Annotated in this window: 29 protein-coding genes; 26 read left to right on the forward strand and 3 right to left on the reverse strand. The window is 49.0% G+C overall.

Going from position 1 to position 24,640, the window contains the following annotated elements; genetic code table 11:
• Positions 1 to 248 precede the first annotated feature (248 nt).
• The 3 genes from PHE17_RS17940 to PHE17_RS17950 form a co-directional block, all read right to left on the reverse strand.
• Positions 249 to 449, reverse strand: a complete 201-nt coding sequence (locus tag PHE17_RS17940) for a hypothetical protein (RefSeq protein ID WP_301017285.1) — start codon at positions 447 to 449, stop codon at positions 249 to 251.
• A gap of 683 nt (positions 450 to 1,132) precedes the next feature.
• Positions 1,133 to 1,303, reverse strand: a complete 171-nt coding sequence (locus PHE17_RS17945) for a hypothetical protein (protein ID WP_301017286.1) — start codon at positions 1,301 to 1,303, stop codon at positions 1,133 to 1,135.
• Between the two features lie 216 nt (positions 1,304 to 1,519).
• Positions 1,520 to 1,705, reverse strand: a complete 186-nt coding sequence (locus tag PHE17_RS17950; RefSeq protein WP_301017287.1) for a hypothetical protein — start codon at positions 1,703 to 1,705, stop codon at positions 1,520 to 1,522.
• Positions 1,706 to 1,840: 135 nt separating this feature from the next.
• On the opposite strand from PHE17_RS17950, the gene PHE17_RS17955 reads away from it, so the two are divergent.
• From PHE17_RS17955 to PHE17_RS18080, 26 genes are all read left to right on the forward strand, one after another.
• Positions 1,841 to 3,853 carry a hypothetical protein gene (locus tag PHE17_RS17955; RefSeq protein WP_301017288.1) on the forward strand — a complete coding sequence of 671 codons (2,013 nt, stop codon included), beginning with the start codon at positions 1,841 to 1,843 and terminating at the stop codon, positions 3,851 to 3,853.
• Positions 3,853 to 4,041: a hypothetical protein gene (locus PHE17_RS17960; protein WP_301017289.1), complete on the forward strand. Its 189-nt coding sequence runs from the start codon at positions 3,853 to 3,855 to the stop codon at positions 4,039 to 4,041. Before PHE17_RS17955 ends, PHE17_RS17960 begins: the two co-directional genes overlap by 1 nt.
• Positions 4,038 to 5,276 (forward strand): DNA cytosine methyltransferase, encoded by a 1,239-nt coding sequence (locus PHE17_RS17965; RefSeq protein WP_301017290.1) that lies wholly within the window; start codon positions 4,038 to 4,040, stop codon positions 5,274 to 5,276. Before PHE17_RS17960 ends, PHE17_RS17965 begins: the two co-directional genes overlap by 4 nt.
• On the forward strand, positions 5,264 to 5,671 hold the full coding sequence (locus PHE17_RS17970; RefSeq protein WP_301017291.1) for a hypothetical protein: 408 nt from the start codon (positions 5,264 to 5,266) through the stop codon (positions 5,669 to 5,671). The genes PHE17_RS17965 and PHE17_RS17970 overlap by 13 nt, the downstream gene beginning before the upstream one ends.
• 677 nt (positions 5,672 to 6,348) lie before the next feature.
• On the forward strand, positions 6,349 to 7,068 hold the full coding sequence (locus PHE17_RS17975; RefSeq protein WP_301017292.1) for a radical SAM protein: 720 nt from the start codon (positions 6,349 to 6,351) through the stop codon (positions 7,066 to 7,068).
• A gap of 180 nt (positions 7,069 to 7,248) precedes the next feature.
• Positions 7,249 to 7,914 (forward strand): hypothetical protein, encoded by a 666-nt coding sequence (locus PHE17_RS17980; protein WP_301017293.1) that lies wholly within the window; start codon positions 7,249 to 7,251, stop codon positions 7,912 to 7,914.
• Positions 7,911 to 9,254, forward strand: a complete 1,344-nt coding sequence (locus tag PHE17_RS17985; RefSeq protein WP_301017294.1) for a DnaB-like helicase C-terminal domain-containing protein — start codon at positions 7,911 to 7,913, stop codon at positions 9,252 to 9,254. Before PHE17_RS17980 ends, PHE17_RS17985 begins: the two co-directional genes overlap by 4 nt.
• A gap of 210 nt (positions 9,255 to 9,464) precedes the next feature.
• Positions 9,465 to 9,815, forward strand: a complete 351-nt coding sequence (locus tag PHE17_RS17990; protein ID WP_301017295.1) for a hypothetical protein — start codon at positions 9,465 to 9,467, stop codon at positions 9,813 to 9,815.
• Positions 9,812 to 10,081 (forward strand): hypothetical protein, encoded by a 270-nt coding sequence (locus PHE17_RS17995; RefSeq protein ID WP_301017296.1) that lies wholly within the window; start codon positions 9,812 to 9,814, stop codon positions 10,079 to 10,081. Before PHE17_RS17990 ends, PHE17_RS17995 begins: the two co-directional genes overlap by 4 nt.
• Before the next feature lie 2 nt (positions 10,082 to 10,083).
• Complete coding sequence (locus tag PHE17_RS18000; RefSeq protein ID WP_301017297.1) at positions 10,084 to 10,317, forward strand: hypothetical protein; 234 nt, start codon at positions 10,084 to 10,086, stop codon at positions 10,315 to 10,317.
• Complete coding sequence (locus PHE17_RS18005) at positions 10,314 to 10,820, forward strand: hypothetical protein (RefSeq protein WP_301017298.1); 507 nt, start codon at positions 10,314 to 10,316, stop codon at positions 10,818 to 10,820. Before PHE17_RS18000 ends, PHE17_RS18005 begins: the two co-directional genes overlap by 4 nt.
• Positions 10,821 to 10,835: 15 nt before the next feature.
• Positions 10,836 to 10,976, forward strand: coding sequence for a hypothetical protein (locus PHE17_RS18010; RefSeq protein ID WP_301017299.1), 141 nt, complete (start codon positions 10,836 to 10,838; stop codon positions 10,974 to 10,976).
• Complete coding sequence (locus PHE17_RS18015; RefSeq protein WP_301017300.1) at positions 10,973 to 12,988, forward strand: FkbM family methyltransferase; 2,016 nt, start codon at positions 10,973 to 10,975, stop codon at positions 12,986 to 12,988. The genes PHE17_RS18010 and PHE17_RS18015 overlap by 4 nt, the downstream gene beginning before the upstream one ends.
• A gap of 501 nt (positions 12,989 to 13,489) precedes the next feature.
• Positions 13,490 to 14,497 carry a radical SAM protein gene (locus tag PHE17_RS18020; RefSeq protein WP_301017301.1) on the forward strand — a complete coding sequence of 336 codons (1,008 nt, stop codon included), beginning with the start codon at positions 13,490 to 13,492 and terminating at the stop codon, positions 14,495 to 14,497.
• Positions 14,498 to 14,695 (forward strand): hypothetical protein, encoded by a 198-nt coding sequence (locus tag PHE17_RS18025; RefSeq protein ID WP_301017302.1) that lies wholly within the window; start codon positions 14,498 to 14,500, stop codon positions 14,693 to 14,695.
• Between the two features lie 22 nt (positions 14,696 to 14,717).
• Positions 14,718 to 15,068, forward strand: a complete 351-nt coding sequence (locus PHE17_RS18030) for a hypothetical protein (protein WP_301017303.1) — start codon at positions 14,718 to 14,720, stop codon at positions 15,066 to 15,068.
• A complete protein-coding gene (locus PHE17_RS18035; protein ID WP_301017304.1) occupies positions 15,065 to 15,823 on the forward strand; it encodes a hypothetical protein in 759 nt (252 codons plus the stop codon). Before PHE17_RS18030 ends, PHE17_RS18035 begins: the two co-directional genes overlap by 4 nt.
• A gap of 138 nt (positions 15,824 to 15,961) precedes the next feature.
• Positions 15,962 to 16,579 (forward strand): hypothetical protein, encoded by a 618-nt coding sequence (locus PHE17_RS18040; protein ID WP_301017305.1) that lies wholly within the window; start codon positions 15,962 to 15,964, stop codon positions 16,577 to 16,579.
• Positions 16,555 to 18,312, forward strand: a complete 1,758-nt coding sequence (locus PHE17_RS18045) for a hypothetical protein (RefSeq protein WP_301017306.1) — start codon at positions 16,555 to 16,557, stop codon at positions 18,310 to 18,312. Before PHE17_RS18040 ends, PHE17_RS18045 begins: the two co-directional genes overlap by 25 nt.
• A 115-nt stretch (positions 18,313 to 18,427) precedes the next feature.
• Positions 18,428 to 18,991 (forward strand): class I SAM-dependent methyltransferase, encoded by a 564-nt coding sequence (locus PHE17_RS18050; protein WP_301017307.1) that lies wholly within the window; start codon positions 18,428 to 18,430, stop codon positions 18,989 to 18,991.
• Positions 18,988 to 19,530 carry a class I SAM-dependent methyltransferase gene (locus tag PHE17_RS18055; protein WP_301017308.1) on the forward strand — a complete coding sequence of 181 codons (543 nt, stop codon included), beginning with the start codon at positions 18,988 to 18,990 and terminating at the stop codon, positions 19,528 to 19,530. The genes PHE17_RS18050 and PHE17_RS18055 overlap by 4 nt, the downstream gene beginning before the upstream one ends.
• 151 nt (positions 19,531 to 19,681) lie before the next feature.
• Positions 19,682 to 19,864 (forward strand): hypothetical protein, encoded by a 183-nt coding sequence (locus tag PHE17_RS18060; RefSeq protein ID WP_301017309.1) that lies wholly within the window; start codon positions 19,682 to 19,684, stop codon positions 19,862 to 19,864.
• 137 nt (positions 19,865 to 20,001) lie between these two features.
• Positions 20,002 to 20,235 (forward strand): hypothetical protein, encoded by a 234-nt coding sequence (locus PHE17_RS18065; protein WP_301017310.1) that lies wholly within the window; start codon positions 20,002 to 20,004, stop codon positions 20,233 to 20,235.
• A 15-nt stretch (positions 20,236 to 20,250) separates the two neighbouring features.
• Positions 20,251 to 20,451, forward strand: a complete 201-nt coding sequence (locus PHE17_RS18070) for a hypothetical protein (RefSeq protein WP_301017311.1) — start codon at positions 20,251 to 20,253, stop codon at positions 20,449 to 20,451.
• Between the two features lie 621 nt (positions 20,452 to 21,072).
• Positions 21,073 to 23,253, forward strand: a complete 2,181-nt coding sequence (locus tag PHE17_RS18075) for a hypothetical protein (protein WP_301017312.1) — start codon at positions 21,073 to 21,075, stop codon at positions 23,251 to 23,253.
• A complete protein-coding gene (locus tag PHE17_RS18080; RefSeq protein WP_301017313.1) occupies positions 23,246 to 24,640 on the forward strand; it encodes a hypothetical protein in 1,395 nt (464 codons plus the stop codon). Before PHE17_RS18075 ends, PHE17_RS18080 begins: the two co-directional genes overlap by 8 nt.

The raw sequence follows: 24,640 nt of genomic DNA on the forward strand, positions 1-24,640 counted from the left end.
CTGATCTGTTTTCGTTGTTATTCATAATATTCTTCTTTCTTTCCTGCGGCGCGATTTCTTTTTCTTAATTCTCTTTTATCTTGGGCTGCCGTATGCTATGCCGCCATGTCAACCGAACGTGCGGGTTAACCTGCTGTACCTGCTATAATATTATCCGCTTCCGATGGCCGTGCAGGTACAGTCAGCGTTGAAGCGGTTGTTATGTTGCAAAAGTGAACGGCTTTGGCATAGGACGTGCCATAAGCCGTTTATCTGTAAATGCCTACCCGCGCAAGCTGGCTTAAGCATTGCTCGAACTCCGGATGCGCGGAGAACATTTCGATTGTCTTGTTTATTTCATCTAATTCCTGCGTCGCTTTTTCTTTCCGTATATTCAGTTGTTCCATAACACCCAAGTTACGGAGAGATTTTGTCTCGCACATTTGGGGTGCCTGAATTAATCCTTGCATTATTTCTCCTTTGTTTATTGTTTTATATTAAGCCGCACGATGCGGCTTTCTCTTCACTTTTGCAACATAACGCCCCGGTTTAGCGGCCCTACCGCAATTGTTGGAAACCGGGACAGTGTTTGTTATTCCTAATTTTAAAAACTATAAAAACCATAGTTCCTGCTTGCAAAGGCACCGCCGTGCGAACTCGGGCGGTAGGGTCAGCTACAACCGGTTGTTAGGCTACACCCCTTGCGCCTGGACGGCGCTTTGTTCTGCTTCTGTAGCGCACCTTTCGCACAATCTTGCACCGGAAGAAGCTTGACCACTCCATCTTAATTTTGTAACCCAGGCATGCGCCCATTTCCTATTTCCAAGACCATCTCCGCAAACAGAGCATTCTAAATCTTGTAAATTTTCGTGAACAGGTTGCTTCCACGTTAAAGAATCAATTTTGAAACGAAGATTTATTTCCATTTTTTCTTTCGCGCCGCACGATGAGGCGATTGGTGTAGCCTAACGTTGCGATAAGCCGCTGTACCGCTTTATAATACCCTTTTTCCTATGGCATTCGCGGTAACAGTCCGCTTGAGCGCATTGTTATTTGCGCCTCCATTGCCAGCGCCGTCTTGGTTTTTATTTCTTGATATTCTGTACATTCTTTTACTTTGCATCCCCGCAATGCCTCTACCATATTGCAATATTTATTTCTGCTGCATGAATTGCAAAGAGTTTGAATCGTCGATTTCAATTTTTGCCTCTGCCTTAAATATGCATTTCTTGCATTCTTTGCTTACTGCAAACGGTACTTCGTGCAACAACTGTACCCTGGTGCATTTGGCTGGCAATTGCAGGTTACAAACTTCGGTTTCCATTTTCTTTTCCTTTCTTCGGCGCTGGCCTACCGTTTAATTATTTATTCGGTTTGACATGCGCAAATAACATGCGGATATTCCGCATGGGTTATAGTTAATAGGTCAATTAGTTCTCATTTCCGAGAAAACTACAACAACTCCGGCTTTTTATTTTCCTCATAACTCTTCATTACCTTGCATTCCTTCAGTAAAATCGTGTTCGGCTTATCGCTTTTTTCACCGACCTCCGCCACGATGACTTGGGCGAGCTACAAAAAGAGATTCAATTTTCTTTACTTTAGTATTTTTCATCAGGCCATTAAGCGCATCGTCGTTTGTCAATTTTCCCCCGGCAGACCGCTTATAATCCACAAAGCGTTTCGCCGTTTCCTCCCTTACCGTAATCTGCTTTTGCTTTACCATGATTTTCCCTTTCACTTCTAATTATATATCGCGGCAAAAATGAAAGTCAAGAAAATAATTATTAGATAGTTATTATTTAGTTGTTGACATCTTTTGCGGCATTGGTTATAATTATGGATAAGCGAAGGAGATTTCATGCCCCTTAAAACTTTTGAATGCCCCGACGGCCTGCGCATTGATGTAACCGACTGCCTGAAGGAAGGCGGTTGCCGCATGCCCTGCCGGTGCGCAACCCGCAGTTATCTTCAGCTCGTTTCCCGCGACCGCCCTTGGACCGGTAAGCCAAGTACGACGCAACTCATTCAAGGAACAATGTGTTCTTTCCTCAAAATCAAGCATGGCTATTGTCGTTCTCCTTATAAAAGCGCTTTCATGGTAAACGGAACGAAGGTTCATTCCGTGCTTGAAAATAGCGAGGACGAGCTCTCTGTACTGGAAATGAAATTCGATTCAAACGGTGATAATATTACCGGCATATCCGACGTAATCGAAACGGAGAATGGTAAGACAATCTTGACTGATTATAAAACCTGGGGTTCGTTCAAAGTAGCAAAAGCCCTTGGTTTTAAGATTGTCAAGGAACAAACCGGGGAAATTTTTAAATCAGGGAAACGCAAGGGGGGGCCGAAAACCAGGGACGTTCTGGTGCGCGATGAAAGCGCGGTCGATCTTTGGGAAGTAGAATTACAGCTCAACCAATACCGTATGAAAGCCGAGTGGAAAGGGGTTAAAATAGACGAACTGAAAATTCAGGCGCTTGTCCGTGACGGGAATACCTATATCGCCCGTAGTCGCGGTGTGTTTCGCAACATCTATCTTTTCAATGTTAAAATTCTTCCCGATGCTGAAGTAACCACGTATTTTGAACGAAAGAAAATGGCGTTGCTCGATGCCATTGAAGATGGATATTGCCCGAATGTCTGTTCGGGCAAGGAAAATTGGGATGGCCTGAAGTGCTCGAAATATTGTGAAGTAGCCGAATTTTGCTCGTTCGGCAAATACCTTTTAGAAGAGAGGAGAATTGAGGATATGCCAATCAAAGGACTTTCTGAAGTGCGACGGCTCCCCCGGCTCGGAAAAATCCGGCTTGGGGAAAAAAGAGTAACGGCCGGCGGAAAGGAATACCCTGCCGAACTCGATTACTTCAAGCTCGATCCGAAAACACCGTCCGAACTGGAAAACAAGCGGTTGATCGAAGAGTTCCAGCGACTTTACGGGGAAAAGCCAAAGACCATTAAAATCATGCTCCCCCTACCGGACCCGCGGGTATTTTTCCCGCAGTTTTTCAAGCGATACGGTGGCTCGGTCTTGAAATGCAAGGGTGACGGAGAAACTGCGACCTGCATTTCCAAGGAGTTCGCCGAAGGGCTGAAAATAACCGGACCTGCAGAACTCGGCGGGGTGAACGTCGAATGTCGGGGCCAGAAATGCCCGTACTACAAGGCAAAAAAATGTAAGGAGTCGGCATCGCTCTTTGTGTTGCTGCCGGACCTGCCTGGCGCCGGGGTTTGGGAGATCATCACATCATCCTTCCACAGCATCGTCAACATCAACTCCTGCATCGATTACATTACCGCTGTGGCTCAGCGGTGTCACATGGTCCCCCTGACGCTTGAGCGGCGCGCGCAGACCATTACCCATGATGGCATGGCGCGGGAACACTACATCCTGCACATCAGCATGAGTATCGCTCTTTCAGAGATTCAGCGGCTTGCCATGATCGACGCGACAAAGATACTACTTGAACTCCCGGCGCCGGAACCGGACAAGGAAGACCTGCTCTTCCAAGAAAATGCCATTGTGAACGCCGAGGAGGCCGTTGTAGCCGAGGTTCAACCCGTAGTGGCTCCGACACTGCCCCCTCCCCCCGCTTCTGTAGCCCCACAGACTCCGTTGGCAGCCAAGGAGCCCTTAATCGGCCTGCCTGAGAGGCAAGAATTGAATACTCTCATTAAAAAAGTGGGGATACTGTCGAAACAGTGGCAGGGTTGGCTTTTTAACAAAATTGGGGTAACAACATCGGCCGGAATAAAAACGGCCGAATATAACGCGATTCTGGACGTTTTAAAGCACAATCCCGAAGTAATAAAAAGTTTCAAAGTAGCCGAAAAACCATCCCTGCTTCCCCGTGAACCTGGAGTCGATTGATGAAGGTCCGCGCCGAACGTCTCAAGCCGGAGCAGGTCACTTCCGATGGTGATTTGCTCCAAATTCGGGGGAATCAAAAACTTGTGCCTATTGTGTTCCTTGTGGGATTTCAGGTCGGGGAGATCCATCGGATTGCCGGGGAGGAGCTTTTGGGTATCTACCGGCCAACGGAGAAGGTGAAGTCGTGAATTATGCCACTGTTTGCAGTGGAATAGAGGCCCCCTCTGTGGCGTGGCATGGTCTCGGTTGGAATCCTGTTTTCTTTTCCGAAATAGAGCCGTTCCCATGTGCCGTTTTAAAACACTATTATCCAAAAATACCGAATCTTGGAGATATGAAAAAATTCCAAGGATGGCCGGATTATGCAATTGACCTTATTTGCGGAGGAACACCCTGCCAGTCATTCAGTGTCGCTGGCCTCCGAAAGGGCTTGGATGATCCGCGTGGCAACCTTACCCTCGTTTACCTTGGAATCCTTCAACGCTATCGCCCCCGGTGGATGGTATGGGAGAACGTTCCCGGTGTCCTGTCTGATAAAACCGGAGCGTTTGGAGCCTTCCTTGGGGGGTTGGGGCAATTCGGGTATGGGTTCGCCTACCGAGTTCTGGACGCTCAATACGCCGGAGTACCACAGCGGCGCCGTCGTGTCTTCGTTATCGGATGTCTTGGAAGTTGGCAATGTGCCGCAGCGGTACTTTTTGAGCGCCACAGCTTCGAAGGGCATACTCCGCCGAGCAGAAAAGCGGGGGAAAGCATTGCCGCCAATGTTGCTCCAAGCCTTACGGGCAGTGGCCGGGGGGTTGAGCGAACAGGAGAAAGCAGAGGACAAGATCCCGTGATTGCTCTTCATGGAACACAAGACCCGTGTACCTCGGAAGTTGCCTTTGCGGAAGGAAGAAATAGCGGTCAAGAAAATATCATAGCACATTCTCTTAACTCCGAAGGGTTTGATGCTTCCGATGATGGAGCCGGCCGGGGAACATCGCTTGTTGCTGGATGTCTCCAAGAGCGGGACGCGAAAGGGGCGGATTCAGATACAAAGCCGGGTCATTTAATTGTTTCTATCGCGGAAAACCAGCGCGGGGAAATTCGGGTAAGCGAAACAATGCCGACATTAGCGGTTGCTGGCGGGAAACCCGGAAGCGGATATCCGGCAATCGGTGTTTCCTCCGATGATGTAATGTATTCCTGCACAGCGCGAGATCAACATGGCATTCAAAGTGGTATGCAGGTTCGGAGACTCACGCCGCGAGAATGCGAAAGGTTACAGGGTTTTGCTGATGATTATACTTTGGTTGATTTTCGCGGAAAACAGGCGGCAGATGGACCGAGATACAAGGCTCTCGGAAATTCAATGGCAGTGCCAGTAATAAGGTGGATAGGCAAAAGAATACAAATGGTCGAGGATCTATGCGCCAAATAATCCGCTCCCCCGCCGACCTCCCGGTTTTTTTCGACTTTATTTCCAAGCTCGATCTGGCCGGCAAGGAATGGCTGCTCTCTTTCGAGCCGGTGCGGAAGCCGAAGTCTGTCCCGCAGCTTCGCCTCTATTTCCTCTGGCTGAAGTGCATCGAGGACGACACCGAAACCGACATTAAAACTCTGGATTGCTATTTCAAAGACAAGTACCTCGGCAAAGAGATAAAGACCTTCCGCGGGAAAGAGTTTGAGGTGCCGGTTTCAAAGGCTGACTTAGACACGAAACAAATGCACTATTTCCTCGAAGCAGTCAGGCTCGAAGCGATGCAGGAAATGAACATATCCCTTCCCTTGCCCGAAGAGCAGGGATTCGATCAGTTTTACGCCGAATATTCGTAGAGGACACGATGATCCAAATTACGAAATGGCTCCCCGATCTGCCGGAGAACCGGAAATGGTGTGAACGGGAATTGTCCCGCCTTTACAGGTGTCTCAGAAAGAGCGGGGAGATACGGGAATCGGCCTATCGGTATCCATGCGCCCGGTACAAGGATGGAGTGTGGAACAGACCGCTTATCGCTGTTTTCGTGGAGGGGGAAAAATAAATGGGCGCACCGGAACTATTCTATCTTGGCCTGCTTTGCTTTTCCCTTTGCTGCGGAGCGGCCTTTGTCTACCTGCTGATCCATACCCTTTCCCAAGACAGAACTATTTGCGACGGTTGCGTTCGTGAAGGGTTTTGCGACCGTGGGCCAAGAGAGAACCGGTTTTATTGCCGCTTCGTGAAAAGGAAATTAAATGATAACTGATCTTGATTTTATAGATCCGGTATTGTGTTCATGCGGATCAAAACCGGTTTTTGTTAATCTTGATTTTTGTAACAACCCACCACCATTATTAGGCGGATGGATGTTTAAGCAAAAACTTGGATGTTTGCATTGTGGAAATTACATTTTTCCAGATCGACGAGACATGCCTCCCACATCTCGGAGCAGATATAATACTGCAATAATTTTTGGCTTTGAGAAACAATGTCTTGTTGAAAAATGGAATTCATTGCAGAAAAAGGGAAACCCATGAGAACCATTTATGAGCCCTCCGGCCGGGCCGCCGAGTTTTCCGGCCTTGCGCTGAATCTTTACACGGCGTGTAACCTTTCGTGCAAATATTGCTTCAATTCCAAAACACCATGGTACAAGCCTCAACCGTGCCGCGCGCGGCTGGGCCTGCTGCCTGCGCTCGAAAAGGCCGCGTCGAAAGGACCGAAGGATAAGCGCGAAGTGCTTTTATGCTTCACTTCAGATCCCTATCCGTTGATTCCCGCCTCAGAATCTATTACCCGGCCCGCGTTGGAAATTCTGGGAAAATGCGGGTGGGGAGTCCAGATTTTGAGTAAGGCCGGGATGCGGGCGACGGCCGACTTCGATCTCCTTAAAAAATACGGGTGGAAATACGGTTCCTCCCTCACCTGTGTTTCCGAGCAAATCCGCTTGAATTGGGAGCCGAATACCGCGTCGTTTGCAAGCCGTGTGGATTCCCTTGTCATGGCGAACGCGATGAATATTTATACCTGGGTTTCCCTTGAACCCGTGCTTGACCCAAAAGAAACGCTCTGGATTATCGAACACCTTTTATTCCACGAATACACCCGCCCGCAATTCTGGAAACTCGGCAAGCTCAACTATGAGAAAAGCGACATTGATTGGAAGGACTATTTACAAAAGGCACGAAAGATTTTGGACGATAACGGGCAAAATTATTTTATAAAAAACGACTTGGTGGAGGCGGGGAAATAAAAATAATTATTTTCTTGACCTTTTCGTTTTCGTAATTTATTATTTATGGCATGCAGAATCTGGACGGATTCACGACTAAAAAAATATAGCCAGTTTCGGAGCGCCGCAAGGCCCCGGACGCATAGCCGTTTTTCTTCCGTCCAGAAGAAACGGGCTGGCTTTTTTCTATCAAAAAAAAATATGTCAAAAAGATTTACTTCCACCGAAAAATGGTCAGATCCATGGTTTAGAAAATTATCACCGAAATTAAAATGTCTTTGGGACTGGCTTTATACTCAATGCAATATTGCCGGAGTTATTGAACCGGATATGGAATTAGCTTCTTTTCAAATAGGCGAAACAGTTTTAATTGATGATTTAAAATCCTTCGGAGAACGTATAAAAGAAATTCAGACCGGCAAATTTTACCTAACAAAATTCATCGAATATCAATACGGAAACCTTACTAAAGAGTGTCCAGCACACCGCCCAGTCATTGCCCTTGCCGATAGACTATTAATACCCTATAAATACCCTATTGATAGGGTACAGGAAAAGGAAAAGGAAAAGGAAAAGGAAAAGGAAAAGGAAAAGGACTCTTCTTCTTTCTTATCTTTCTGGGCTCTTTATCCAAAGAAAAAAAATAAAGGCGATGCTGCAAAAGCATGGATTAAAATAAAAGAACCGGCTGCCACCATTGAATTAATTAAAACTGCTCTTCAATGGCAAATGAAATCCGATCAATGGATAAAAGATAACGGCCAGTATATTCCGTATCCTTCCTCTTATTTAAACGCGCAAGCGTGGCTGGATGAGCCAACAAAATTAGAACCTAAAAAACAATACATGGGCGGGCTTGTTTTATGATTGACCGAATTCCCCCCTCAGTAGCCAGCGAAGAAAATATTATTATTTCTACCTGCCTGCGCGGTTATGGATTGCTCAAGATTGCCCTGGACACAGGATTAAAACCGGAAGATTTTTATTCAACGGACAATCGTGATATTTTTATAGTTTTGACGGAAATGTTTCAGACCCAAAAGCCCTTTGACTACGATCTTTTGATGAGGGAAATAGTTTCAAGAAAAATATTTACAGAAAATGAATTTATAGATTATACCGTTATCTTTGATACGGAATCGGGCGGTATTTGTCCCTGCCATGAAAAAAATATACCAATCCATGCCAAATTGATAATGGACGCTTCTATCCGCAGAAAAACAATCGAGGAAGCGACAAAAATAATAAACGATTCTTTTAATGATGACGTTTCTCTTGCTGATTTACACTCAAAAACCGAAAACTTTTATCTTGATATATCTGGGCGTATTAATGGGCTTTCGGAAGAAAAAAACAGGCCGGAATTGATTTCCCCGCTTTCGCGCCTGGAAAATATGCGGGAATTTAATTCAGATAAATTTCGCGCGCGCGGAGTTTCGACAGGATTTAAAAGCCTTGACGAGTTTTATAAACCGGCAAAAGGGACCCTGAATATTATTAATGGCATTCCCGGTCATGGAAAATCTGAATTGATGGATGCTATTGCTCTGAATATAGCAAAAGATCACGGCTGGAAATGGTGTATGTTTTCACCGGAAAACTACCCGACAGAGCTACATCTTCAAAAACTTGCCGAAAAATATTTAAGTAAAAGCATTTATAACATGACAGCCGAAGAAATAGACGAAGCAATAAGCTGGCTTGAGGGATATTTCAGATTTGTAAAATTATCCGAAGATAGGCACGGATTGAATGACCTTATGAGCCTTATATATGCGCCGGTAAAAAACGGGGAGTTTGACGCGCTCGTAATTGATCCGTGGAACGAATTGGACATAAACCTTGCTGATGAAAAAGAAACCGATTATATAGGCCGTTCTCTTTCCCGGCTCCGGCGTTTTGGCAGAAGAAACAACATAGCGATTTTTATTGTCGCTCATCCTGCAAAAATGTATAAGGACAAAGATGCACAGATTTACAACGTACCGACACTTTACGATCTTGCCGGGTCCGCGCACTGGTATAATAAGGCGGATAACGGTTTAACGATTCACCGGGACTTTGAGAAAAACCAGATTACTATTCACGTTCAAAAAATTAAATATAAAATTCATGGAAAAGTCGGGCTTGATATTTTGCAATATGATCGGGATAGTGGAAACTTTTATACTCTGGACGATGCAAGGGCATGGCAAAATAATATATGAATCCAAAAATAAAAGCAGTCCTTTCCGAAGCCCACCGATATTATCATAACTGCCGAGATTTAAAGGTTTACGAAATGTATAAATTTCTGATCGACAAGCGGGCGGAGTCGGCAGCGGAGTATGAAGAAGCGATTATAAAACTGGCGGGGATATTGAAGGTCTAATATTCACCGTCAAAACACATAAACCTCTCAAGCGAAGGAGCAGGATATGTCAAAATCATTCATCGAGCAGTGGGCGCAGAAACCAGTAACGGAAATTGATTGGCTGAAGGTGGCGACGCAGATCCCGCGGGCGGTGGCGGCGGCGACTCGGCCGGCAGTGCGGGGCAGCTTCCCGGTCCACGAGTTCGAGTTGACCCCGGAGGAGCGCATTCAGCACAAAGATTTCGTTCAGTTTGAAGCGTCTCTGCCGGACGATAGTGTTTTGTGGGCGCGACTCTTCGAGGCGAAGGTTCATTTCCATGGCCGGGTACGGTACAATCACAACATCCCACTGAAGGCCCGCGTGGAACTGCTTTCTGAGACCGGGTACTGGTGGGAAGAGGAGGCAGTGGTATGACTTCAAAAACCATCACCAAAACACTTACCGTTGAGGCTGAGTGCCAGATCGAATACACCTATTCAAAGGCCTATCGTGGTGCGCGAGACGGGCGCTTCGGGCCTGCGCTTGAGCCGGACGAGCCGGAGCAGGTGGAGATCGAATCTATAAAACTCAACGGCGCGGATGTCATCGAGCTTTTTGACCACGATCAGATTACGGCCATTGAGGAAGAGATTCTCGAAGGAATAGTAGAAGATCGTGAACCCGACTACGACGGGGATTAACAGTGAATGACCTTACCAGGGATGTCTTGAACTGGCTCGACGACCTTTCCCGCCGGGCCAGCTTGAGACTTGATAAAGAGGAAAAGAAACTGGCCGACGAAGCTCTCCGGCTTATTTCGAGAGTTACCCTTGAGCCGGTGGAGGCGCAGGAGAAGTTTGGCATTCCCGAAGAACTTAAAAATGCACCGGGGTACATACCGAGCGTGCCGACGGAGGGGAAAAAGGTGAAACCATGAAGCCCGACAACCAGATGACCATTGAAGAGTACCGTATCAAGTTCCCCACGGCAATCCCTAAAAAAATCTGGTTCGAGCCGCAGAAATCCCCCACGAAGCGGGCGGAGATACCGGAGTCCGCGCTTCAGTTCTTTGCCGACGGCGCCATTGACTTGTTCGGTTGGGACTCGCTGCGGTTCCCGGATGCCCTGTTAGGTTGGATGAAGTTCAACGCACCCCCATGGATTCAGAAGATGTTTTTCGGAATCGTCGGCGGCCGCCTGCCGGACAATCTGGTGATGGCCCAGGTCGCGCCGGGAATTTTCCTTTCGCTGAAACTTGAAATGAAAACACAGGACAAAAAGGGACGAGCGGTGGGCGCTCTCCACGGTCGCCAGAAGGTTTTCGCCAAGGCCGAGGGGTGGAAAATCGCCCGATCGCCGGATGAAATACTTGCGGTGTTGAAAGAATTCGGAGCGGTGGTGGAGAAAGTGAAAAAAGTATTTGACATCGAATCGGCATAACGGTATATTAACTTTATGAAGAAACAGAAAACGGTTCAATTCAAGGATTCTGTCTGGAAGCTGGCAAAGCGGGCGGCGGATAAGCTGAACACCACAAGGCCACGGTTTATCGCACAGGCAATCGTCAACGAGGCGAAGCGTGGAGCGGTGAAATGACCATTTCCATCTGCATACCCACGTGCCAAACAGCCGACGAAATCGCTCCCTTGATGAATTGTCTCGAAGGTTTTTGCGAAAACCACGAGGTCTATGCCTCTTGCAAAAAGCAATCTGCCGCAGCGAATAGGAATGATTGCCTTGATAATACGAGCGGGGAAATTGTTCTGATGGTGGATGATGATATTGCAGCTTTTTACCAAGGATGGGTTGAGGACATGATTGCTCCGCTCAATGACCCATCTGTTCTTATCACCAGCGCACGCCTGCTCAATCCCGACGGGAGCCAAGGGCTGATGATGTACCAAGGCAATTCTCATGGCGATCTTTCCGATGTTCCCCGCGTTCCCACGGCGGCCATTGCTTTCCGAAGAAACAATCTCCGGTTTTTCGATGATGTCGAAGCCCAAAAGGCCGGGTATCCTGAAGGTTATCAATTGTCAGGATTTGAGGACGATTCCTTTGTAGCCGAAATGCAAGAGCTTAATCCGCGCGGCCGAATCGTGATAAACAATAAATGCCATCTCATTCACATCAATGAAAAAAAAGGGCAAGGCCAAGCGTGGGACAAAAACTTTAAACTCTTTCATTCCATTTGGGACGAATCTCCCGATGGCACGAAGCGCACCCGCAAGCGAGTTTACTTTTCCGAATACGGTGAGGACCGGTGGGCCAACGAGAACATTTTCAAGGGCAAGCGCGGCGGAACCTTTTTCGAGGCCGGGGCCATTGACGGAATTATTTGCAGCAACAGCCTGTTTTTCGAGCGTTCCTTGGGCTGGACCGGGCTTTGCGTTGAGGCCAATCTTGCCCGCTTTGCCGAACTGAAAAGGAACCGTTCTTGCAAGGTTGACAATCGCGGGCTTTGGGACTCCGAGTGCAAGAAAGAATTTCTGGCCGTCGAGGGAGGGCTTACGGGGTGGGGAGGTATCACCGAAACGATTGAATCGGAACACGGTGCCCGGATAGAGAAAAACATTTCCAAGGGCGACAGGTATAAAATCACCGTTTCTTGCACGACCTTGGCTGACATGCTACGAAAGCACGAACTGTCAAAAGTGGACTTTCTCACGCTCGACATTGAAGGCGCCGAGTTCCGGGTGTTGAAAGCGTTCCCGTTCAAAGAATTTGACATTGAGGTATTTTGTATCGAGAATAATTTCGGCACGTATCCCATAGAACTCCTGATGAATTCCAATGATTATGTCAAGGTTGCCGAGCTTGGGGTGAGTGAGATTTATCGCAAGCGCCCGTCCGTCCGACATACCAGGGGAAACGTGGGCGGATATTGGAACATCCCCCGAATAATGAATTACATCTGGCTCGGCGGGGAATTGCCGGAATTTGCAAAGGCGAACATTGCCGAATTTAAGGCACTCAATCCTGATTTCGAGGTCCGCATGTGCGGCGAGTCCGACCTTGATCCGATGTTTGCAGAGGCATACAAAAAAATAGGTTCCGTGGGCAGAGTTCAGGCCAGCCGGTCCGACTTGATACGTCTCTCCGTTCTCAACAAGGACGGGGGATGGTTTAACGATTGCGACATCTGGCCCTTGGTATCCATTAAGGAAATGTGCGCCGAAATGGAGTTGCCGAACGGCAAAATGCCGCTGTTTGTCCGGCACGACAACGAGCTTGCCGCCAACGGGTTCCTGGGGTGCCGGAGGGGTGATCCGGGCTTGACAAAGATCATCGAAATTACCCTTGAACACATGGAGCATCCGGCGTTCAAGACGGCGGCCCCCGGCTATTGGGACTACGGCATCTGGAACACATCGGAGGCATTCAAGCGACACCCGGAACTATTCTTCCGCGTTGACCTGTCAAAAATTCACGCCTGCTACTCTACGGACCCGGAGAAGTGCAGAAAGAATGTCATGGCAATTCTGGCTTCCGAAGAGCGGATCAAAGAGGTCAAAGAAATCGGCGGGTGGGCAATACACTACGCCATGTATTCCACGACCGAAGTACCGGATATTTGGCCGGTGAGGAAGTGGAGGGAAAAAACGTGACGGCGGAACAGCTTTACATGGCATTAAAGCGACATTGCAGGAAAAGATCGTTTTTAATCCCACACCCCTATGTTGCGGGCGCAAAGGTCTCGAATTGTACCTTTAATGGAAAGTGCGTTTTTTCTATTCTTCGGGGGCCATCTGGTTGGAGGAAGTGCAGGGTGGAAGATTTTTTTTCTAACCGCAGACAGGGGAATGAGTTATCATGAAAATCACAAAACAGCTTATTCTCAATTGCCGATCTACCCTTTTAAAAAACAAGGATTCTAACCCAAAGGGGAATATCCTTCTTGTCCAGAACAAAATATTCAGGACCGTTACGCCATGGATGAAGCGGTATGCAAGAAAACGGGGAATAATTATAAAAGGCGACCCAAGATTCGGAATAACAAAAATTACCAAGGGCTATACTTTGACATTTGGTTATATGAAGCCACAAAGGCCGTCCGCATACAGAGAGTTGAGAAATTTACGCAACCAAATTAAAAAGGAATGCGGACGATGAAACCCTGTACCAGAGTCGGAATAGAAGTCACCGGCCGCTGTAATGCAAACTGCGTTTCTTGCTTTCACCGCTGGTCGCCCGAAGTAAAAGCCCGCGGCGATAAAACCCTTGCCGAGGTTCTTGCCGAAGCTGCCGATGGTCAGCGCCGGGGCTGCGATCATGTCGTAATAGTCGGTTCCGGGGAACCTGGAATATGGCCCCATCTCCTTGATGCGATACGGGAATTTACTCGCATGGGTTTAAGCTCTTCCATGATTTCCAACGCCACGCTCCCGGTTTCGACTTACGAGAAGGTGCGCGAAGCGGGGATGAATCACTTGCATTTATCAATTCACAATGGCTTTAACGCGGACATCGTGATGGGCCAGAAGGGGGCGACGCAGCGACAGCAGGCCGTGGTGGAATGGCTTGGCAAGGAGAAATGGGCTTGGCGGGCAAACATGACGATCATGAAGGGAACATACGATTCAATCATAGGGACAGCCTTGAAGTGTTTCAATTACGGATGCCGCCACATTGTTTCCCTTGGATTTCTCCCACTCTACGGCTGGGCCGCCGACTTCGACCGCGCACGCCAAGTTATAGTTGACCCGAAAGAGAGCAGCCCGTACATTTCGGAACTGGCGGGAATAATGGAAAGCCAAGAAGGTGTGACGTTCACAATCCGGTATGCTCCTATGTGTCTACTGCCGAAGCAATATTGGAAATACGTGACAAATGCCCGATACGTCGTTTATGATCCTTGGGAATGGGAATATCAAAGCTCACACTTGTCGCCTGAAGCTCTTTGGACACGAGCAAAGGACTTTGGCGACAGTGTGGGTATTCAGGGGGAACCATGTGCGTCGTGCGATCTGCAAATACACTGTGGTTCCTATAACCGAACAATGTTTGCCATGTTTCCTGATATGGGAATATGCGCGATAGAAGATGAAAATATTCCAAAAATACCCGGTTGGCTGTTCGATCAAAACCCGGCGACGCATGAGAAGGGGTGGTACTGAATGTCAATTCTCCTTATCGCCGCTCTCGTTTTCTTTTCCTTCATGGCCGGGGTGGTGGTGGAAACGCGATTATATAAGGCCGGGAAGCGAAAGAGAGATGCCGCACAAAGAGAGCTTGACGCTTCGATAAACCGACTCAAACGATTTATTGATGATTTTAATAAACATGAGTCACCACCTTTTCCAAGAATTAAATGAACCACCAGCGAAAGGATCGTCCATGAGCGAAGTGAAGAAGTTGGGGTTTTACGAAATCGGGCAAGGTAAGCTCGCTTCGGAAGTGCAGGCTCTTTTCGAGCAGGCGCAGATCGAGGCGAGGGAAAGAAACCAGGGCGTGAGTGTCGAACTCAAGATTTTTGTCGATCCTCCCGAAGCGTCTGATGTTCGCTTCGGCAAGGTATCGTTCTCGACGCTCCTGAAGGTGCCGCCGCATAAGTCGATGGACTACACCACCGAACTCAAGGATGGCGTTATCATCAATACCGGCGACAGTATGCTCGACCTTTTGCAGACCGAGCTTGAACTGCCGATGGCTGAAAATACGAGACCTTTTGAAAAGGCGGCGCAATGAGTGACATCAAGGTCGTGGCGGTTGGCAAAGATGGCGGCCCGGTGAGGGTCGGGAATGATTTTCATGTATTGGAAGACCATACCAAAGAGACATTCAACACCTGCATCGTATCGGATTTTTTAAGGTATGTGAAGCTGTCGGAAACGATGCTTTGCCTTTACTATGACGAAAAATATATAAAGGCAATACCCGGCATCTTGGATCATCAAACCGTTCTCGCTGCGGTGTGCGCCCTCGAAAACTCTCCTTTCCTCAACATTCTTCTTGGGGTGAACGGAAAACCCCTTGGGATCAAAGCCTTTGAGGCGCTCCTTTTCGATCTTCGGAGCTTTTGGGGTGACGCGAAATGCAAAACGCTTCATGAGAAAAGTAAGAAATTCGTTTTGCAAAAGGTAACGAGCGTGGAGCGCACCGAAGACAACCAAGGAAATTTCTCATTCATCATGACTCGCAAGGGAGCGAAGGAGAACGAAGCGTTTCCACCGGAGATTTCTTTTAAGGTTCCCGTGTTCTCTTTCTTGCCGGACCTCATCGAAATAAAATTCGGCGTTCGCATGGATTATTCCGAGCGCGAGGATTGCGTTGATATTTCCTTCACACTTAGAAATCCGGCAATCGAAGTAGAACTCCGGGAAAGACAGAAGGAAATCATTGAAGAAGCCCTGTCGGAATACACAGGTAATAAATATTGGGGTTCCCTCGACCTTCACAAGCAGGATAATAGCTGGAAATACCAGAGCAACGGACTGCGATAAAAAATAACCCCCTGGCTCATAATTCGCCTGGGAACTCGCCACGAAAGATGGATGTGTGTGATGATGATGGGGTTAGTTCTCTGCTACGAAAACGAGATTGCAGGCGGCGGGGGTTTTTACAAGTAAGAAAGGGTAAATATGAATAAAAAAATTAATTTAAAGTTAATTGTCCCTATCGGCGAAGTCAGGGCAAAGGTTGCCGCAGAACTGGTTGCTTTTAAGAATGAAGTTAAAGATTATGTTGATGAAAAAACGGCATCTTCTAAAGATTCAATTAATAAATTAAAACAGACGATTGAAACAATGGTGATTAAGCAAGTGGCCGATTTTGAAGACCACATAGACGACAGGCTTGATAATAATACTAACAAGGCTGAACGGGCCAATGATAGGATTGACTCGCTCTATGAATTTTGTGGGAAGGCGAGCCGGTGTAGTGCTAATAATTTTGAGAAGTTTAAAAATAAATTTTTAGCATTAGAAGCAAGGGACAAGTGTTTTTTGGAAAAGATAGATGGTGCGTTTATGCCAGCGGATGAAGTTCGATCCAAGATTGCCGAGGAAATGTTTTGTTTCAAAAAAGAAATCAAAGAGCATATTGATAATAAAATCCTTGATGCTGTTAATGTGGCAATTGATGAATTAAAGAATTTTATAAAGGATGAAGAAAATTTTCATCTAAAAACCCATCATCCCCCTAAAAAATCGCTTTGGGAGAAAATTAAAAAGCTATGTCCAAAATCTGCGCGGTGGTAATTACTTTTCGGGGCGACGAATTCGTAATCGAATCTCTCCGCTCCATTCTGTTTCACGTGGAACATGCGGTTTTCGTACATTCGGAAGTCGGCTGGAACGGGGAAACCGGAAATACGGTCTACCCGAAGCTCCTCAAGGAATTCGGTGAGCAGAACCCGAAGATTCACCACATTATTTTCGACTCCACCGACCAGAACAAGCAGCGGGCGCAGGGAGTCCAATGGCTTGAGGAAAAGAATATTCCCTTCGACTACATCATGGTGATCGATACCGACGAAGTTCCCGGCAAAGGCTTTTGGAAAACCATGTTGCCTATCCTGGATGAAAACCTGAAGGTGAAGTACCCGGCCCGCGGCTACACGACCGATTGGATTGCCGCGCTCAAAAGTCCGTTCTATTGGGTGTCTCCCAATTCGGATTATCACCCCACGGTATTCATCCACCGGGACGCGGCGGGAGAGATCGGGAAAAGCATTCGCGGAATCGACATTCTACGGAAACAGTACGTTCCGGCGCCGCTCCTGCATTTTACGGCCGTACGCCGGTCCCTCACCGATGTCTGGACCAAGGTAGAGGCGTCCTGCAAGGCCGAGAAGCTCGATACGGTTCCGAAGGCTATCTGGGTAGCCCAGGTCTGGAATAAGCTGCCCTATGCCCACGACCTGCATTATGCGGCCCAATTTCGGGGTGCGTGGAAAGGTTGCCGGGAAGTCGGGCTGGAAGAGCTGCCCAAGGAACTCCACGAGAACCCTATCGTGAAGGCATGGCTGAAATATCCGAAACCCTTGATCCGGGTCGAGATTAAGAAGCCGGAACAGGTGGCGAGCAATGCCGATCTTCTACGCAAACACGGCCTGCCGGCGGGGTTCACCCCGGACCACCCGGATTACAAGGCCATGCCATCCAGACGGTATAAGTGGGCGGCGTATCAGGAAGAATTGCGCCAACTGAGCATGGATGCACCACCGGAGCCGCAAAAACTGGCGATAATGACCATTGTTTCGGGAAATTACCAGTGGTATGCGCCGCTGTTCTTGAATCGGGTGAAGAAGGAATTGCCGGGGGTAGAACCGATTATTATTGTGCGAAACGCCGATAAGGATTCGGAATGTGGGCAGTATATTACCGATTCGGGGTTATTGAAATACCCGGACAATGGCTACACAACCGCCGCCCTTCGTTTCGTCTATGAACCACCGAACGCAAAAGATTTCGACGCTGTTCTCATCACCGACATCGATATGCTGCTCATGGCCGAGGAAACACCGATTATCACGCAACACCTTCGATCTATGGCAAAGAACGGCCTGCGAACTTACGACAACTACGTTTCGTCCATCACCGAGGGATATCCGCGCTGTCCGGGGTGCCATTTCGTTACCCGCGAATGGTGGGACATTACGCGCTTGGTCAGGGAGAAATACGCCAAAGAACTGATGGAAAAAGGTTCCCCTGCATGGTGGTACGATGAATCACTGATATATAAAATCATCAAGGAATCCGGTCTCCCCGAACCGCCGAAGCAACCGAATCTTTGGGCTCACCATGGGATACATCTCGGCGATTGGCGGATGCGGGTAAAGAACAAGGAGCGGTATTCACAGGTCAACGGATTCGAGCAGTCATATATCCGCAAGCTGCTCGCCGACAAGGAATGGATGGACCTCGCGGCTGCGTGCGGGGAACACCTGGAAGGGCTGAAGGAGACAATCGAGCTTTGGAGGAAAATATGAACTTCATGAATTCGCATTCCCCGCAGCTTTCCCGGATCCACGGGAACCACATAGGCGGCAAGCATCGGCACGTTTCCAAGAACACGATCACCCCTTACGCAATGGGAGCAAGGGCATGACCGAAATCCCCGGCGAAGACATTCCCGGCTGGTTCGACTTCGCGGATCTTTACGACCTCATGGTTGAGAAAGCCGCTCCTGGCGACACCATGGTCGAGGTGGGTGTGTTCCTCGGCCGGAGCCTAGTGTATCTCGCCTCAATAGCCGAAGCGAAAAAGCTAAACATCGTGGCCGTGGACAACTTTTGCGGGTCCGGCAATAATGAGGACGTTTCCAAGGTGGTGCGGGAACACGGGGGAAGCATTCTCAACGCCTTCACCGAAAACCTCAAAAGATATGGCATTTATGATCGAGTCACGATCTACGCGGGCGACTCCGCCGGAACGGCAGAGGGGTTTCGGGACGGGTCGTTCCAATTCGTTTTCGTTGATGCCGACCATTCTTACGAGGCGGTAAAAAAGGACATCGCCGCGTGGTTGCCTAAAATAAAATCCGGTGGTTACATCGGCGGACACGATTACGCCGAACACAGCGAGGGAGTAAAAAAGGCAGTTGATGAAATATTCGGTTCAAATGTGAAGCTGGTTTCTAACCAGTGCTGGCTCGTGGAGGTTGGATGACTCGCCTCGAAGAAATGAAAGACCTTCCGCGGGTCGAACTCCCGGCAGATGTCCTCGATGACGGTCATAACCGTATCGCCGGGCTCCTCGATCTCATCCACGACTGTTTCAACCCCTCTTCTCTTGTCGTGGAGATCGGGACCGGAATGGGAGTATCCACGGAAGTCTTTGCTCTCACCGTAGGCCGCGTAATCACCATAGACCCATATTTCCCCGGCAGCGAACGGTGGCGGGATGCGGCCATAAAGGTTTGCAGGCGCTACCCGGACAAAATAACGCAGTGTTTTGACAAGAGCGCAGTGGTTTGCAGGACGATTCAGAACGGCTCGGTTGACGGTGTTTACATTGACGGTGACCACCATTTTGAGTCGGTGAGAGATGATATTTTACGCTGGCTGCCGAAGCTTAAACCGGACGGCTGGATGTGCGGGCATGACTATATCGCCCGGCCAAAATATAATTTTGGTATCATCGAAGCGGTGAATGCTTGCTTCGGGAAACCGAGGAAAGTTTATTCGGATTTCAGTTGGGTAGCGTGAAGGAGCTTCTATGAAATGTGAAAATTGTCAATGGCTCAACCGTGGCAAGACTCCTTTTTTTTCTAATTGCAGCGGGATTAAACCGGTGGATAGGGAACATGATTGCCCGGCTTATGAAAAGTTTGTGCCGGAGAAAACGAAAGGATAAAAAATGGGACAAGTCTACATCAACCAAGGCTCTTCCTCCAACCCGCCGCCGCTGAAAGCACCGGCAGGGAAAAGTTTTCTGCGCATGGAGGAAGAGGAGTACCAGCGAATTTTCGGGCATCCATCGCCGGTCGTGGGGCAGCCGGACACCATTGACACCCATCCGGAAGACGATGATGCCGAGTGAGCGATGGCATACCTACGACGGATATGAATGTTCTTTATGCGGTCGGTTGTACTGGATTATGAGAGAATAAAAAATATCTTGCAAATTAAATGTTTTTGTGGTATATTGAAGGAGTAAAGAGTAAAATAGAGTATCGCATGTCTTCCGGCGTGCGGGAAAATCGGCCTTCTTTTGCCAACTTCTTCCCTCTACTCGTCCGGAAGCGTGTAGAGTGGAGTGAAAAGATCGGCAAGGAAGGCCGATTCTTTTTGTGCCCCGGCAACCCCCGACTGTTAAAGCAAGGGATTTTTCTTTCTGCCCAGGGCTTTCTTTTTCTCTCTCTTTGTTCCGGTGACTTCTTTCTCTCTCTATTTTCTTGGAAACCAATTTAACAAGAAAGCTATTCAATGGAAGACACCGAAGATAAGAATCAATCTCTTTCCCGTCTTTTCCAACTCCTGCTCTGGGGAAACTGCATCGACCCGCCGACGTTTTTGACTCTGCTTGATTTCCAGGCATGGGCGACCGGAATGGGATACGACCCCGAATCTTGTGAAGAGCCGTTTGCCATGTTCGCTGAATTTTTCCCCGAAAGATTACTGCTTTAATTTTTGGTATTGACATTCCCTTGCGTTTAATTATATAATATACGCAACAGGTAGTATTTTGTCCTTTTAGCGAAGGGCTAACCATGAATGGGCGGAGGAACGGTATGAACTAACAATGTCAATTATACCAGAAATCCGTCTTCATGGGACGGCTTCTTCGCTAAAGGCTCTGCGTGCGCAAACACGTAGGGCCTTTTTTATTTTGTCAATCATCTCATAGGGGAATGGAATAAAGTTTCCAAAGGTAAGGCTCTTTCTCCCATCCGTCCGAAGAAGGCGCACAAGTGAAGACCAAAAAGAAAAAGAAAAAATACGGCATGGCGCACGGATACGGTCTCGCTCCGATAGGCCCGCAGATACCAAAAGGCGGGATTCCGGCGAGGGCGCCTGCTCCGGTGGTTGGGCAATGAAATTCCTTCGCGTCGAATGCTCCTGCCCCGGTAAACCCTATCTCGGTGGACACCAGATCGACGCACCGAATTCGAGTCAACACTTCTGTGGATCGTGCAGAACGCTGTGGGAGTTCAGAACCGGGCCGGGCGGGATCATCAGTTCAAAGGTCATCAGTTCAAAAAAGAAAAAGCGTATGATACGGTATGAGACTCCGATGGTGGTGAAAATATGCCGGTAATGGCCCAGATACAGACCTCGATGGACGAGCTTCAAAAGCTCCGCGATAAGGGGGAAATATCGCGTGAGGTCAACCGTGTCTATGAGCGTTCCTTGCGAGCCAAAGCGTTTCACCAGCGGTATTTCGACCGCAGCATTGAGAACTGGCACATGTATCTCGGCCTCGATGCGGAATACGGCCTTGGACAGTGGCCGGCGGAAGCGGTACGGTTCATGTTGTCGAAGCGGCGCCATATTTTCACGTACAATCTTGCCAAGGTAAGCATCGAACGCCTTGCTTCATCGCTCGCGCAGACCCCGCATGACCCGGATTTTCTTCCGGTCGATGATGAGCCGAATACCCTGACCGAAGCCCTGAAAAAGATCATGTACTGCGATAAAGAGCGGTGCAGTTGGGATAACACCTTCTTAGAAATGATTATCGCGGGCCTTGTATTTCAAGGGGTGATGCGGATAGACATTGACGATACGTGGGACCCGCTCGGAAATATCGGTTTCTCGATGTGCCTGCCGAACTCGTGGTACGGTGATCCGATGTGGAAAACCACGAACATGAAAGACCTGCGCATTTGCTGGCACGAGCAGTTTTTGACCCCCGACACAATGTATGAAAAATGGGGCGACCGAAATCCGCGGTTCAAGCTCGATCTCGAACAGTTTATGAGCGGCTCCGGCTCCTACGGTATGCCCACCGGTGCGGTTCCGTTTGACGTTCAGGGTGATTCGTGGGGCAACGCGCAGCGGGTGATTCACGAGTACCGGATGATTCGAAAGCCCACGAAATACGAGTTTGTAATTACGGACAAAGGAGATGTTCGCATACCCAAGAAACTCGAATACCCGGATGATAAAATAAACTGGCTCAATCAAAAGCTCGGACAAAGCGGCTGGCAACCGGACCAGGTATTCGAGAAGCCGGATTACGACAACATCTGCATGAAAACCACCATTTGCCCGCGGATAAGCGTTCAGGAAGTTCTTGACGAGGAAGAGTGCGAAGTTCAGGTCGGGCACCCGCCCTTTGAAGTTTATTCTTATGACCGGGTGAACGGCGAGCCTTACGCAATAGTCGATTCTGTCAAGGACATGCAGGTAAACGTCAATTACATGATGTCGATGAAGCAGTTTCGGCTTCAGATGGAAGGATTCGGTGGGGCGAAACAGATTGACCCCGGTGCGTTTGCTTCTCCTGAAGAGGCTGAACGCGCGAAGAAACAACATAACGACGCCGGCGCGGAGCCATTCGAGGTCATTCCCGGGTACCAGGGCAAAGCGATTCAAGACCTTTCCTCTCCAAGTCCAGCCGCAAGCGAAGCATTTCAGGAACTTGAAAATATTGTTGATCGCATGTGGCCCTTGGTGAGCCGGAACGTCCCGGCAATGTCTGGGCGCTCGGAAGGTAAATCGGAAAGCGGGCGTCTGCATGATTCCAAAGTCAACCAGGCAGAAATGGGATTGTTCATCGCCATATGGCGCCTCCGTAATTTCTGGCATGAGACTTACGTTGATTACGCCGTTCAGTCCGGACAGCAGTATTCGCTCATGAGTATCCCGCGGCAGTTCTATCGTCATGACTCTGAGGACACGATTACGCTCAACGAGCGCGTGACTCTCGAAGACGGCAGCCAGGGCATCAAAAACGATATGTCGGCCCTCAAGGATATGCGCTGCATGGTGATAATCAGCGAGAAGCAGAATACGCCCACGAGCCGTGCTGCGGACATTTCCGTGTTGAACAATCTTATCAAGGCCCGCGTGGAAGTCCCACCGAGTTCGCCGAGCATTGTTTTCCTGCTCAACACATTGACCACGAAGATTGACCAGCTCTCCCCGGACGAAAAGATGAAAGCCGAAGCGTTGGGAGAAATGGAACTCGAAGCGGTGACGAATGATCTCATGATTAAGCTGAACCAGCAGAAGCAGGCGATGAACCCGCAACCGCAGCCGGGCGGAATGCCATCCGGAGCTCCGGGGATGCCGCAAGAAGCTGCACCGGCAGGCTCCGCCATGCCTTCGCAGCCACCGCAAGCTGTTCCGCCTTCTGCCGCGCCCGTACAACCGAAAATCCCGGCACCGAAGCCGCCACAAGCGCCGATGCCAGCGAATATAAAACCGGCCCCACAAAGGCCACTGCCCAAGCCGCCACAAGCGGCCGGAGGATCACATGGATAACGCGACAGCAACGCCGCAGACCGCCGTAGAATTCGCCAACGAGCTTAAGGGTTTAACGGTCGAGGATTTTGACGCGAGAATCGGGACAGACCCGGCCCTTGCGCTCAAGGTTTCCGATACGCTGGACTCGAAAACCATTGACGAAATCGCGGAGGCACAGAAGAAAAATAGCCTGGATCGAGCAGCTGGACGAACACCTCCGGCGGCACCCGGAACACCGGCACAACCGGGAACCGAGGATGCTGAAGAGGAAGTCCATATTAAACTGCGCCGTAAGGATCTCGGCGACTACGCTCCGAAAGACCGGACGATGGCCGACGCTATCCGCGAAATGGTCAAGGGCTATCCAATCAAGGATCAGACAATCAAGATCCTCAAGGACCACCAGCTTCCTTCGTTGAGACAGACGATAGAAGCTTCCTCTGTCCGAACAAAGGCGCTCGAAGAGGACAACGCAAGGCTCAAGGCGGAACTGGAAAAAAGAGCGGCACAACCGCAGCCCCCGGCACAACCGGTGGCGGAAGAAATCGTTATTCCGAAACGCCCGGAGAACTACGACCCCTTCAACGAAGAGCATCAGAAAATCATGGCAGCCCGCGATGAGGCGTTTGAAAAAATACTCACCGCGAAGAAAGAAGCAGCGCAGCCACAACCGCCCGCCCCCCCGGCAACGCCACAATCGGCCCCGCGGCAGGAAATTGACCAGGCCGTGCAAAACGAATTCAACGAAATTCGTATGCTTCAGGTCAATCCACAGTTCGCAAACCAATTGCTTACCAAAACCGATATTGAGACGCTTAACGCTCAGTATTCGGATTTTGTTGAGAAGCTGGCCGGACTCTGCGGGATCAGGGACATTTACACCACCAGCGGAAACCTTACGAAGCCCGTCAACGATGTTGTGTTGTCGTACTTCAATCCGTCGGACACCACCGGCATGAAAGCGCGAGCCGAGCAGGCCAACGTGAAACCGCCGGAAGAGATGGACGCTCTTCGGAGAATCTATCTCGTCAAGGAGTGTACCCGCGTGCGTAAAGATGGTAAGTTCGTAGAAATACCCTACGATGTTGCCGCTACCATTGCGAAGTCCCGATACCCGGAATTTTTCAACGACGCAAACCCCTTGCAGCAGGCCGTAAGCGACAGGCAGAAGTTCGAAGCCGCTCTCGACCAGCGCAGGGGTAAAGCCGTTGAAGTTCCCGCAGGACAGGGCGCGGGACAGATGGATGATGACCAACTGGCTACGCAGGCATTGGAGATTATGAATAGAAAATCTTATGCCGAGATGACCGACGGAGAAGTCGAAATTCTCAAGCAGGCCATGAGGAAAGAGCATTATTCGGAAGAGGAAATAAAACAGATCATTCCACCTCGTAAACCAAAGTGA

The organism is Thiothrix sp., assembly GCF_028714775.1.
Taxonomy (GTDB): domain Bacteria; phylum Pseudomonadota; class Gammaproteobacteria; order Thiotrichales; family Thiotrichaceae; genus Thiothrix.